At 58.9% G+C, this 12,620-nt stretch carries 12 protein-coding genes; 3 read left to right on the top strand and 9 right to left on the bottom strand.

Annotated elements, in window-relative coordinates:
• Positions 1–28 precede the first annotated feature (28 nt).
• The 3 genes from PMYSY11_RS00160 to pbpG all read right to left on the bottom strand — a co-directional run bounded on the left by PMYSY11_RS00160 (position 29) and on the right by pbpG (position 2,964).
• Entirely contained in the window at positions 29–1,012 is a 984-nt protein-coding gene (locus tag PMYSY11_RS00160) for a fatty acid desaturase family protein (RefSeq protein WP_150547992.1), read from the bottom strand.
• A gap of 26 nt (positions 1,013–1,038) precedes the next feature.
• On the bottom strand, positions 1,039–1,872 hold the full coding sequence (locus PMYSY11_RS00155) for a PaaX family transcriptional regulator C-terminal domain-containing protein (protein WP_150547991.1): 834 nt from the start codon (positions 1,870–1,872) through the stop codon (positions 1,039–1,041).
• Between the two features lie 177 nt (positions 1,873–2,049).
• Positions 2,050–2,964 carry a D-alanyl-D-alanine endopeptidase gene (gene pbpG, locus PMYSY11_RS00150; protein WP_069900082.1) on the bottom strand — a complete coding sequence of 305 codons (915 nt, stop codon included), beginning with the start codon at positions 2,962–2,964 and terminating at the stop codon, positions 2,050–2,052.
• 293 nt (positions 2,965–3,257) lie between these two features.
• Between pbpG and PMYSY11_RS00145 the strand changes: the two genes are divergently transcribed.
• Entirely contained in the window at positions 3,258–4,826 is a 1,569-nt protein-coding gene (locus tag PMYSY11_RS00145; RefSeq protein ID WP_150547990.1) for a SulP family inorganic anion transporter, read from the top strand.
• Between the two features lie 73 nt (positions 4,827–4,899).
• On the opposite strand, the gene aroE is transcribed toward PMYSY11_RS00145, so the two are convergent.
• The 3 genes from aroE to hemF form a co-directional block, all read right to left on the bottom strand.
• Positions 4,900–5,718: a shikimate dehydrogenase gene (gene aroE / locus PMYSY11_RS00140; RefSeq protein ID WP_150547989.1), complete on the bottom strand. Its 819-nt coding sequence runs from the start codon at positions 5,716–5,718 to the stop codon at positions 4,900–4,902.
• A gap of 100 nt (positions 5,719–5,818) precedes the next feature.
• On the bottom strand, positions 5,819–6,421 hold the full coding sequence (locus tag PMYSY11_RS00135) for a transglycosylase SLT domain-containing protein (protein WP_069900079.1): 603 nt from the start codon (positions 6,419–6,421) through the stop codon (positions 5,819–5,821).
• 11 nt (positions 6,422–6,432) lie between these two features.
• Complete coding sequence (gene hemF, locus PMYSY11_RS00130) at positions 6,433–7,347, bottom strand: oxygen-dependent coproporphyrinogen oxidase (RefSeq protein ID WP_150547988.1); 915 nt, start codon at positions 7,345–7,347, stop codon at positions 6,433–6,435.
• A gap of 258 nt (positions 7,348–7,605) precedes the next feature.
• Here hemF and PMYSY11_RS00125 point away from each other — a divergent pair, with 258 nt between their 5' ends.
• The gene (locus tag PMYSY11_RS00125; protein ID WP_150547987.1) at positions 7,606–8,583 is read left to right on the top strand and encodes an NADPH:quinone reductase; all 978 of its coding nucleotides are present in this window, start codon (positions 7,606–7,608) and stop codon (positions 8,581–8,583) included.
• Between the two features lie 403 nt (positions 8,584–8,986).
• Here the strand turns inward: PMYSY11_RS00125 and tsaC are convergent, their stop codons facing one another.
• From tsaC to PMYSY11_RS00110, 3 genes are all read right to left on the bottom strand, one after another.
• Positions 8,987–9,544 (bottom strand): L-threonylcarbamoyladenylate synthase type 1 TsaC, encoded by a 558-nt coding sequence (gene tsaC, locus PMYSY11_RS00120; protein ID WP_069900076.1) that lies wholly within the window; start codon positions 9,542–9,544, stop codon positions 8,987–8,989.
• Positions 9,545–9,682: 138 nt separating this feature from the next.
• The gene (dprA, locus tag PMYSY11_RS00115) at positions 9,683–10,795 is read right to left on the bottom strand and encodes a DNA-processing protein DprA (RefSeq protein ID WP_239655513.1); all 1,113 of its coding nucleotides are present in this window, start codon (positions 10,793–10,795) and stop codon (positions 9,683–9,685) included.
• Positions 10,796–10,881: 86 nt separating this feature from the next.
• Positions 10,882–11,907 (bottom strand): LysM peptidoglycan-binding domain-containing protein, encoded by a 1,026-nt coding sequence (locus PMYSY11_RS00110; protein WP_069900075.1) that lies wholly within the window; start codon positions 11,905–11,907, stop codon positions 10,882–10,884.
• Positions 11,908–12,057: 150 nt separating this feature from the next.
• Here PMYSY11_RS00110 and def point away from each other — a divergent pair, with 150 nt between their 5' ends.
• Positions 12,058–12,564: a peptide deformylase gene (def, locus tag PMYSY11_RS00105; RefSeq protein WP_069900074.1), complete on the top strand. Its 507-nt coding sequence runs from the start codon at positions 12,058–12,060 to the stop codon at positions 12,562–12,564.
• Positions 12,565–12,620: the final 56 nt, after the last annotated feature.

Below are 12,620 nucleotides of genomic sequence, written 5' to 3'. Positions count from 1 at the left end.
AGGCAGCGGCTTTTTCATATCTACTCCACTACAGCGCCCGGCTGCTGACCAGCCGCAGCACATCGAAGTAACTCGGTGGCGTCGGCACATGGCCGCGCTCAAGCAGCATCTGATGCATCTGCGGCAGACGGAAGTAGGGCACCGACGCCATCAGATGATGCTCGATGTGATAATTCACCCGAATCGGCGCCACAAACGCGCGCGCCACAAAGCCTGCGCGAGTCGTACGGGTGTTGCGCAAGGTGTTGCGGCTGCTGCCCAGACACGCGTGCTCGGCCATCGAGCGGATGCGGATAAACAGCGGGAACGGGGTGATGTACGCCACCACCCAAACACCATACAGCCAGGCATTGCCTGTGGCTGCCAACGCGGCAAACAAAATGCCATTGGTTATCAACATTCCAGCCGCGTTGCGCAAGAAGGCTTGTGGATAACTCCACCATTTGCGCCCGTCCTGCGGCAGCGGCTGAACATCGTTGGCCACCGTCCACTTGATAACTTCGGCGTCCATCAGCACCCGGCCGAGCACAAACTTGAAGCCGGTAATGCCAAAGGTGTCGCGGGCGAGCTTGCGCAGCAGCGAGCGCCGCGTGGTGGGAAAACCGGCGACCAGACTCAGATCGGGATCATCTTCGGTCGAGGTCTTGGCGTGGTGCACCAGATGGTACGGACGATACTTGTGCAGCTCATTCCACACTGGCCGCGCGCATAACCAATCGCTGAGAACATCATTGCCCCACTTGCTCTTGAACAAGGTGCCATGCGCGGCGTCGTGCTGAAGAATCGCCAGGCACAACTGGCGGCCAGCGATCACCGCCATGCCGACGACCAACGCTGCAATGAACGCCCACAACGGCACATGGCTCTGGGCATAAGCCAGCAGCGCAAACGTCAGCCCGATCACAGCCCAGGTCGAGCCTACCGCCCAAGCCCCATAGGCATCCGAGCGGGCAGTGAGTTGCTTTATTTCGTCGCGGCTGAATATCTCGGTTATTTTTATTCTTTCGTTCATCAGGTTTTTCCGGGAGTGTTATTCCATCAATGCAAGGGGTGTTGAGTGCTGCAAGCAGGCTCGACAGGGACAGGCGACAAGCCATTGGCAAACAGCTCCAGCCAGATGCGCCGGCCCTCAGCGACAAAGTGCTGGGCACATTCGACAAACGTGTGGCGCACCTGCGCGTCGACAAAAGGCTCGGGCAGCAGCGGGTCGAAGAGCACCTGACGAATTGCCGCGCTGCCCAACACAAAGACCTCGCGTGCACGAACCTCAGGCTCAAGATCAACGGCACTGGCAAGCCACTCATTGAGCTGGTGGGTCAGTTGCTGGTAACGCTGGGTCAGGGCTGCGCCGTCCCAAAGTGTGCGAATGCGCGCCAGTTCTTCGTCAGTAAAACCATTGCCGGTGAACACCAGCGCCTGTGGCTCCAGCCCCAGCGCCAGAAGCCGCTGACGGACCGCGGCAATGTCGTCTTCGATGTTATTCGGGCGGATATACAGGCCTTTCTGCAGCTCGCAAAAGCCGAGCATCTGCAAGGCACGCTCACGCTGGCGCAACGCCGTGCGGTCGGTGCGGCCCAAGGCAGCGGCGTATACCAGCAAGTAATCACCCGCCCACGGCCTCATGCGCTGTTCAGCCTGCTGCCAGGCCGCCCGCTCTGCCGACAACTGCAAGGCATTTGGCCCCAACTTGTAGCTGCCGCGACCGGCGCCCTTAATCAGCGACTCAGCGGAAAGACGCGCCAGAGTAACCCGCACGCTGTTTTCGCTGATCCCAAACAGGGCACACGCCGCCACCGCCTCACGCGCCAGCAAAGGCTTGTCGCCAGCGGCAACCAGTAGATCGAGAATCATGCTTTTGGCGGTGTTTTTCATCGCGACTGAGTGCGCCTTATTCTGGGCTTTAATTACATTATTTATCCTTATATTTAAGATTATGTAATATTGCAAGGCGCAGCTGAACGCGGGACGCCGCCAATTGCAAAACCCGCAGACACAAAAAAGCCGCTGCCTGATTGCTGTGGCAGCGGCTCTTCGGTTCGCGTTAGCGCGTTACTCGACTTGCGCCTGCAACTGACGCTGCGCTTGTTTCTGTTGGCGATAGCTGATTGCAGCCGCTGGCACTGGGGTAATCGCGCCCGTTTCCATCCACTTCTTCAGGCGGTTGGCGTCGGCCATGTGGGTGTATTTGCCAAAGGCATCAAGCACCACGAACGCCACCGGACGATTTTTCATCACGGTGCGCATAACCAGACAATGCCCGGCTTCATTGGTGAAGCCGGTTTTGGTCAACTGCACGCTCCAGTTGTCCTTGCGCACCAGGCCGTTGGTGTTACGAAAACCCAGGGTGTAATTGGGTTTGCGAAACGCCACGGTCTTGTCGTCGCTGGTGCTCAATTCGCTGAGCATCGGGTACTTCTCAGTGGCCTTGAGCAGCTTGACCAGATCCGTCGCCGTCGAGACGTTATGCGGCGACAAACCCGTAGGCTCAACATAGTGTGTATGGCTCATGCCGAGCGCACGCGCCTTGGCATTCATGGCCGCAATAAAGGCCACCTGACCGCCCGGATAATGGTGCGCCAGACTGGCCGCCGCACGGTTTTCAGACGACATCAGCGCCAGCAGCAGCATGGTACGGCGGCTGACTTCACTGCCCACCCGAACCCGCGAATAAACCCCACGCATTTCCTTGGTATCGGCGATGTTGATGTCGAGCATCTCATCCATCGGCAGCTTGGCATCCAAGGTGACCAGAGCAGTCATCAACTTGGTGACCGAGGCAATCGGCAGCACCATATTGGGATTGCTCGAATACAGTACTTCATTGGTTTTCAGGTCGACCAACAGGGCGCTGCCTGCCGCCAATTCCTGTCGCGCCGGCGCCTTGCTGGTGGCGTTGGCGTGCGTTGCAACTACAACACTGCTGCAAACCAGCAGCAAGCTGACTAACGTCTGACGAATTTTCACGTGGAGATTCACTAGGTTAAATGGGGTGGGTCTGAACCATCGATCCAGAGCGCGCAGTATACGGAATAAGCCCAGCAGCTTTGGAGCCCCCTGCCACAACTGTGTTCCTACCTTTCGTCTGGTGTTACGACTACTCTTAGAATACCTGCGCAACCAAACACACTGTTTAAGCGCCAGTGTGGCTGCATTAAAGTTATCCACAAACGCTGTACTGTGCAAATACGGCCCTTCACTCAGGCCCGCTAACGCGCCATCATGGCTCACACAACCAACCAGGCAGACAACCAACCCTGATGCGATTACCTACCCGTCAGTCTTTATTGCCGTTTCTGCGCTGGCTGCCCTCGGTTAACCGCAAGAAGCTGAGCAACGATGCATTGGTCGGGCTGACGGGTGCGATTCTGGCGCTGCCGCAATCGATCGCCTATGCGCTGATCGCCGGCCTGCCCGCCGAGTATGGGTTGTACGCGGCGATTGTGCCGGTGATTATCGCGGCGCTGTGGGGCTCATCCTGGCACCTGATTTGCGGGCCTACAGCGGCGCTTTCAATCGTCTTGTTTACCAGCGTAAGCCCCATGGCCACGCCGGGTAGCGATACCTATATCGGCCTGATTTTGCTGCTGAGTTTCATGGCCGGAATCTTTCAATGGCTGCTTGGTTTGCTGCGCTTCGGCGCACTGGTCAACTTCGTTTCGCACTCGGTGGTTCTGGGGTTTACCCTGGGTGCAGCGCTGGTGATTGCCTTGGGCCAACTGCCCAACCTGCTCGGAATTGAAATCGCCAGCCAGCCAACAGCGCTGGCGACGGTGCTTAACCTGGGCCAACACCTGAGCGAAATCGACTGGCCAACCTTTGCCGTGGCGGGCTTTACGCTGGTGATCAGCGTGTTGATAAAGCTGCTGTTGCCGCGCTGGCCAGCGCTTCTTATCGGTCTTTTGGCCGGCAGCCTGCTGGTGCTGTTTATGCCCAAGCAATTTGCTCATGTCGGGCTGGTAGCAGCCTTTGAGGGCAGCCTGCCGCCGCTGCATATTCTCGACTTCAACCTGAATGACATCACCCGCCTGCTGCCCGCAGCAATTGCCTGCGGCATGCTGGGGCTGGTTACAAGTTTGTCGATTGCCCGTTCGCTGGCAACCAAGTCGCGGCAGTTTCTCGATGCCAACCAGGAGGTTCGCGCGCAGGGTTTTTCCAACATGGTCGGGCCGTGGTTTTCGGCCTACGCCTCCGCCGGCTCGTTCACCCGCTCGGCGCTGAACCTGCAAGCCGGCGCGAAAACTCCATTGGCCGGGGTGTTTTCAGCAATTCTGGTCGCGCTGTTTGCGCTGTTCGGCACCCAACTGATCGAGCATATTCCGTTGCCCAGCATGGCCGCTGGCATCCTGATTATCTGCTGGGGTTTGCTCGACTTTGCCGGGGTCAAATCGCTCTACCGGGTGAGTCGCTCAGAGTTTCTGGTGATGCTGCTAACGCTCGGCGCAACCTTACTGATGGAGCTGCAAACGGCGATTTATGCCGGGGTTCTGGCATCGCTGTTCTTCTACCTCAAGCGCACCTCGCAGCCACGCGTGCGCTTCTGGCAGGAAGATGAAGAAGCGCTGCTGCGCATTGAGGGCTCAATCTTCTTTGGCGCCTGCCATTACGTGCAGCAGATTCTCCAGCGCAGCCAGGGTGAGCGGGTCATCATCGATGCCCATCACGTTAACTTTATTGATTACGCTGGCGTCGAAATGCTCCATCAGGAGGCCCGCCGCCTTGGCAGCCTGAAACGCCAGTTAGTGATGCGCCGCGCACGGCAACAGGTGATCGACGAGATCCAGAAGCTTGAAGGCGCCGAAGCGTGCCCGATTGTGTTTGAGGATTGATCTCTGGGCAGCGTCGGTGCCGCCACCCAGTCTAAGGCCGCTAACTAACGGCGGCGGTTTGCAAGGCCAGCTCTCAGCCCAACAACCGGCGCAATTCGGCTAACACCGGCGCAGTATCAGGGCGCACGCCGCGCCACAGATAAAAAGCCTCTGCCGCCTGCTCGGCCAACATGCCCAGGCCATCCAGCGTACGCGCTGCACCGTGCTCACCAGCCCAGCGATTGAACGCGGTGGGCTCCTTGCTGTACATCATGTCGTAGCACAGGGTGTGGCCCGGTTTGATCAGACCGGGCGCAATTGGCGGCAGCTCGCCGGCAAGGCTTGCCGAGGTACCGTTGATGATCAGATCGACCGGCGCGTCGATCCAGTCAAAGCCGCTGGCCACCACCGGGCCCAGGTCGGCGAACAACTGCGCCAGCAACTCGGCTTTGGCGACTGTGCGGTTGGCGATAACCAGCGAGGCGGGTTGCTGCTGCAAAATCGGCTCGAGCACACCGCGCACCGCGCCGCCTGCACCCAGCAGCAGGATGCGTTTATCGCGCAAAGAGAAACCGGCGTTTTCCTGCAGATCACGCACCAGCCCGGCGCCGTCGGTGTTGTCACCGAGCAGGCTGCCATCGTCTGTGCGCATCAAGGTATTTACTGCACCCGCACGTTCGGCGCGTGCAGTGAGGCTGTCGGCCAACTGATACGCCTGCTCCTTGAATGGCACCGTGACGTTGGCGCCTTTGCCTTCTGCAAAGAAGGTTTTGGCAAATTCGGCAAAGCCATCCAGCGGCGCCAATAGCGCCTCATAAGTGAGCTGTTGGCCGGTCTGTTCGGCGAACATTTTATGGATCAATGGCGACTTGCTGTGGCCAATGGGGTTGCCGAAGACGCCGTAACGGTCCATGAGCGAAATCCTTGATCAAGCTGAAAACGATGGCGCCATCATAGCCAAAGTACCACCGCATGGCCTGCGAAAAATCACCTCTGCGATCGACCAAACGCGGCTAGAACGGCCACCAGCTGCGGTTGTCTTCCAGCTCTTCGCGGCATTGCTTGAGTTGCCAGCCATAGTTTTTGGCCTGCGTTTCAACCTTGCGTGCAACCTGCAACAGCCAGGGCTTGGCGTTGTGCGAACCGCGGCTAAACCCACCTCGACCCTCGTGATACGCGAGGTATTGCTTGTAGGCATCCCACTTGGAAACCCCGAGCTGGCGCTGAGTGCCGTCGGTGTACCAGCCGATAAACATGATCGCGTCGTCGAAGTTGTCTCGCGAGCCACCGTTACCGGTCTGGTCTTTGTATTCGCCCCACACCGGATCTTGCGCCTGTGCATAACCGTAAGCCGAGCTGACCCGGCCCCACGGAATTATCCACAGCAGGTAATCGCGCGGCGGCAACGCGTCACTGACGTAGCTGCTCTCCTGCTTCATGATCGCCATCGCCACATTCATCGGCGTGCCGTAGGCTTTTTCCATGTCGAGCGAATCTTCATACCAGTCCGGATACTGGCGATAGATATTGCACAGGTTGGTTTGATCGCGGGGCGGCGCCGTTGAGCAGCCCGCAAGGACTGCCAACGCGCTGAGCAGAATCAGCAAACGAGCCATTGGCTGCAAACTCAATCTGCTGCCAGCCAGTCGCGGTCGGTCAGGAAGTACTCGGTGAGACGAGCCTCTTCACTGCCCGGCTCTGCTTTCCAGTCATAGCCCCAACGCACGTGCGGCGGCAGGGACATGAGGATCGATTCGGTGCGCCCGCCAGACTGCAAGCCAAAGAGGGTGCCGCGGTCATAAACCAGGTTGAACTCGACGTAACGCCCGCGCCGGTAAGCCTGAAACTCGCGCTGCTGCTCGGTGTACGGCAACGCTTTGCGGCGCTGCACAATCGGCAAGTAGGCTTCTAGATAAGCGTCACCGATGGCGCGCAGGAAGGCGAAGCTGGTGTCGAAGTCCCACTCGTTGAGGTCGTCGAAAAACAAACCGCCAATGCCACGCGGCTCGTTGCGATGCTTGATGTGGAAATAACGGTCGCACCACTCTTTGTAGCGCGGATACACATCGGCGCCGAAGGGATCGCACGCCGCTTTTGCTACGCGATGCCAGTGGGCGCAGTCTTCTTCGTTGGCATAATAGGGAGTCAGGTCGAAACCACCGCCGAACCACCACACAGCTTCTTCGCCTTCTTTTTCGGCAATGAAAAAGCGCACGTTGGCGTGCGAAGTCGGGATGTGCGGGTTGGTCGGGTGAATCACCAACGACACACCCATTGCCTCGAATCCGCGACCGGCCAGCTCTGGGCGATGGGCGCTGGCAGACGGCGGCAAGCCGGTACCGAATACGTGAGAGAAGTTGACCCCGCCTTTTTCAATCAGGCCGCCGTTTTCCATGACACGCGTACGACCGCCGCCACCTGCCGGGCGCTCCCAGGCGTCTTCGAAGAACTGCGCGGCGCCATCTTCGGCTTCCAGAGCAGCGCAAATTCGGTCTTGCAGGTCGAGCAGGTAAGCCTTCACGGCTTGGGAACGATCACTCATAGCGGCACCTTAAAACGGGTCGTGCCTGACAGCATACAAGCTGACAGGCGAAATCTGGCGCAAGCATAACATTCCCGCCAGTGCGCCCGCAGTTGACTGGTATCAAACCTAGGGTCAGTAATGCGCCTGAGCAACTTTGTGCCATTAACCGGCAAGACAGACGATAGGAGTAATGCCCGCCGCGCAAATTAGCGGCATTATGGGCGTCTACTGGCGTTAAATCGCAGCGTCCCTTTCACCATCAGCAAGGAGTCTGGCATGGCCAAGCGCATTCAATTCAGCAGTCACGGCGGCCCGGAAGTACTCGAATTCACCGACTATCAGCCCGCGGCTCCCGGCCCTAAAGAAGTCCGCGTGCAGAACCACGCTATCGGCCTGAACTTCATCGACACCTATTTCCGCAGCGGCCTGTATCAGCCGCCAGCACTGCCTTCGAGCCTGGGCACAGAAGGCGCTGGCGTGGTTGAAGCGGTCGGCAGCGAAGTTTCATCGTTCAAGGTGGGTGATCGCGTCGCCTACGCCACCGGCCCGCTGGGCGCGTATAGCGAACTGCATGTGCTGCCGGCCGAGCGACTGGTAAAACTGCCCGATGAGATCAGCTTTGAGCAGGCCGCTGCGGTAATGCTCAAGGGTTTAACCGTGCAGTACCTGTTCCGCCAGACTTACCAATTGCAGGGCGGCGAGACGATTTTGTTCCACGCCGCAGCGGGTGGTGTTGGCTCGTTTGCGTGCCAGTGGGCCAAGGCGCTCGGGGTTAACCTGATCGGCACCGTCAGCTCCGCGGCCAAGGCCGAGCGCGCGATGCAGCAGGGCGCATGGGCAACTATCGACTACAGCCACGAAGACGTTGCCAAGCGCGTGTTTGAGCTCACCGACGGCAAGAAGTGCCCGGTGGTTTATGACGGTGTGGGTAAAGACACGTGGGAAACCTCGCTCGACTGCACCGCGCCGCGCGGCCTTGTCGTCAGCTTTGGTAATGCATCTGGCGCAGTAAGCGGGGTCAACCTCGGCATTCTGGCGCAGAAAGGCGCGTTGTTCGTGACCCGGCCAACCCTGATGGGCTACGCCGATACGCCGCAGCGCCTGCAAAGCATGGCTGATGAGCTGTTCGCCATGATCAGCAGCGGCAAGCTCAACGTCGAAATCAGCCAGCGTTACGCTTTGGCCGATGCCGCAAAAGCACAGATCGCACTGAGCGGCCGCCAGACCACCGGCTCAACAATCCTGCTGCCGTAAGGTTGCGCAGCGCAATGACGGAACACCCGTCATTGCGCCAACCCGGCTTCAATCCGATCACGCCCGCCACATCGCCAAAATCAAACGCGAAACCGCGTACCCACCACAGATGGCTATGACGGATTAACCTGCGGTTTATCCATCCTCCATTGGGGATGTTGTTGTGAGGCTCGGTTGCACGCCGTACCACGATCCGGAGGATGGATAGCCCCGAAGGCGGCAATCCGTCATGGCGATTGGTGCGGCGCGGCATTACGCATGACATGCCCGCCATACCGCCAAAATCAAAGGCGAAACCGCGTACACACCACAGATGGCCATGACGGATTAACCTGCGGTTTATCCATCCTCCATTGGGGAGTGTTGTTGTGAGGCCAATCGTGCGGCTCGGTTTTGCTCCGCCTCATGAAGGTCGAACAACATCCCCGCTGATCAGGTCGCGGATCAGGCTGGGGTTTTTGCGTCCGCCCAATTTACCGTTGAGAACCTTGTCCAACTGGCGTGGGAAGTATTGTTCTACGCGCAACCGCGTGCGTGCGGACGGGCGGCCTGCCGGGTTTGCCGAGGTTGAAACAATCGGGCCGGTGAGGGCGCACAGTTCGCGCACCAGCGGATGATCGCTGACGCGGATCGCCACGCTGTTGTGCTCGCCCGTAATCCACTTGGGCAAACGGTCCTGATGCGGCACCAGCCACGTGGTTGGGCCCGGCCATGTGCTGGCGACGCGGTCCTGCCAAATCTCGGGCAGGTCTTCGAGCAGGAAGTCGAACTGATGAATGCTGTCGGCGACCAGAATCAGGCCTTTGTGCATCGGCCGACTTTTCAGCGCGAGCAAGCGCTCAACGGCCAGCTCATCAAACGGATCACAGCCCAGCCCCCATACGGCTTCGGTCGGATAGGCGATCACGCCGCCCTGAAGTACAACACTTGCTGCCTGCCGAACTTGCCAACTGCTGACCATTAACTGCGCTCCATGAATGCATGCCGGGCAAGTGTATCCAAACGACGTGGACGAGGGGAAACCCAGTGCGCAGCGATGCGCAGGCGTCAATCGTTGAGCCGCTGCTTGCGTTCCGAATTTCGCAAGACCTTTCCCAGGCTACGAATTCTGTATGGCCCGGGCGTGCCACAGACCGTTTTCGCTGGCGACGCGACCGTCTATTTCAAGTTCGGTCATTGTCGATAACACCTTGGGTAATGGCCAGCCGCTGGCGAACGCCAACGCTTCACTTGTTTGTGGGGCGGCGAACAGCAGCGCGAGCAACGGGTGCGATTCTTTGCGCGCCGGTTCCGCAGGCGGCGCGGGTTGATTCTGCCAGCCGCGCAGCGCTTGCAAAACATCATCAATGCATTCAACCAGCGCGGCGCCATCGCGAATCAGCTGATGACAGCCACGCGCACCCGGATGATGGATTGAACCGGGAATCGCATACACCTCGCGGCCTTGTTCGGCTGCCAGTTTGGCGGTGATTAGCGAGCCACTGGACGGACTGGCTTCGACCACTAATACGCCGACCGACAGACCACTGATAAGCCGGTTACGCCGTGGGAAATTACCGGCCAGAGGGGCGCAATCCAGAGGCAACTCACTGACCAGTGCCCCGCCTTGCGCGACGATATCCACAGCCAACTGGCGATGCCTTGGCGGATATACACATTGCAAGCCAGTGCCCAACACGGCGATGGTTTTGCCGGTTGCAGCCAGCGCGCCACGGTGCGCGGCGCCATCAATGCCCAGCGCCAGCCCACTGGTGATAACGAACCCTGCCGCCGCCAGACTCCGGGCGAAAGCATGGGCGGTATCGAGCCCCGGCTTGGAGGCGCGGCGACTGCCGACTATCGCCAGTTGCGGCTGCTCGAGCAAAGCCCGGTCACCCGCCACAAACAGCAACGGCGGCGCATCGTTGAGTTCGGCGAGCAGTGCAGGGTAGTCCGCGTCATCCCACATCAACAGGTGATGCTGCTCTGCCTCAAGCCATTGCAGTGCGGCTCGGGCTCGCTCGCGCACCTCGCTGCAGCGACGTGACGCTGCACAAGTCGCGGGCAAACCCAGAGAACGCCAGACACTGGCGGGCGCACTGATGGCGGACGAGGCATCGGCGAAGGCACGGAACAGGGTATGCAAGCGGCGCGGGCCGAGTTGCGGTAAACAATGCAGACGGAGGCGGGCTTCGATTTCAGCCGGAGAATGGCTGGGCAGGCGTTGCGACATATTGATCATCCTTGATCTGTCGCGCCGCGCAGGCGGCTAAAGCAGCAAACCCCGCGCCCGAATCCGGGCGGCGGGGTTTTCGGGTGTTACGGGTTACGCACTTTGTCCATGACTGCGAGTTGGCGCGTGGCACCCAAAATCAAACCATAGCTGAGTTTGTCGTAGGTGCGGAACACCATCAGCAAACCTGCACGTTCGTCAGGGATTTTTACCTGTTCGCCGGTCACACGATCACGCACGGTCTCGCCGGTCTTGTAGACCGCCAGCACGTTGCCTTCAGCCAAGCCATCGCGCAAGCCCTTGTTCAGGGTCACAACATCGAACTGGCCGATCTGCGAAACACCACGCGGCACATCGAGGATCAAACCATCAATTGGACCGGCTGGCTCGCTCGGCATGAATGTCGAGTTGATCGCACGCTCCTCGGTCGGGAACAGGCGGTCGCCGTTGCGCACTTCCTGATTGGCGTGGCTGAGCATCATGGTGCCGATATCGCCTTCTTCGGCAACAATCTCGCCGCCGCCGATCGAGTCGGCGTTAATGCCGAGAAACTCTTTGGTGATCGGGTCGTTGTAGGTTTTACCCTGACGGAAGATGCCGTAAACCGGTGCAGACGGATCAAAGCTGCCGCGTGCGTACACACGGTCACCCGCGCCACTGACAACACGCTCGGCATTACCGGCAACAATATACGGCGCAGCGTTGAAGTCTTTGTCGGACTCAACGATGCGGTTTCTCAGCAAAAAGCTGTTGATGGCTTCGAGCGGAATTGTCGGAATGGCTTCTGCCATTGGCGTGGTGCGAACTTTAGGCGACAGCTTGATGGTGCCGCGTGAAGCACCGCGGTTGAGCATCAGCCGAGGCTGGCCGTCGATATAGACCAGCGACAATTGGTCGCCCGGATAGATCAAGTGCGGGTTTTTCACCTGAGGATTTGCATGCCAAATTTCTGGCCATTTCCAGGGCTCGCTCAGGAAACGCCCGGAAATATCCCAGAGCGTATCGCCGCGGACCACTGTATAAGTGTCCGGGTGCCCCTCTTTAAGCTGAACTGCAGCCTGGGCCAAGCCACCCGCGGCGAGCAGTAGCAGGGCGAGTAGTGATTTCCTCATTCGGTGAATCCCTTTATTATGTGTCTTCTGTGAAGCGCCCTAGCGCCGCGTCGTGACATCAATCGCGCCACGATGTGAAGCCTTTTTCATGCTGTTCATCATCTTAGCAGCGCTTTTTGACTTTATTCCATAAGTGCATCACAAACATATATGGCTATCTTAAACATCCTAGAATTTCCAGATCCTCGACTACGTACCATTGCTAAGCCTGTGGACGTCGTTGATGACGAATTACGCCAGTTGATAGACGACATGTTTGAAACCATGTACGAAGCCCCTGGCATTGGTCTGGCTGCAACACAGGTCAATGTGCATAAGCGCATTGTGGTCATGGACATCTCCGAAGACCGCTCCGAACCTCTGGTTTTCATTAACCCGGAGTTCGAGTCGCTGACTGACGAGGTTGATCAGTATCAGGAAGGCTGCCTTTCGGTGCCGGGCTTCTATGAAAACGTCGACCGCCCGCAGAAGGTCAAGGTCAAGGCTTTGGACCGTGATGGCAAGCCTTACGAGCTAATCGCCGAAGGCCTGCTGGCCGTGTGCGTTCAGCACGAGTGCGATCACCTCAATGGCAAGCTGTTCGTTGATTACCTGTCTACGCTGAAGCGTGACCGGATCAAGAAAAAGCTGGAAAAACAGCACCGCCTGCGCGATTAAGCGCTGACTTATCCACAGGCTTGGCGCCTCTCAACTCCGCGCGCAAGCCCGGCCAG

This window comes from Pseudomonas marincola, assembly GCF_900682675.2.
Lineage (GTDB): Bacteria > Pseudomonadota > Gammaproteobacteria > Pseudomonadales > Pseudomonadaceae > Aquipseudomonas > Aquipseudomonas marincola.
This window is presented reverse-complemented; position numbering and strand designations above follow the sequence as displayed.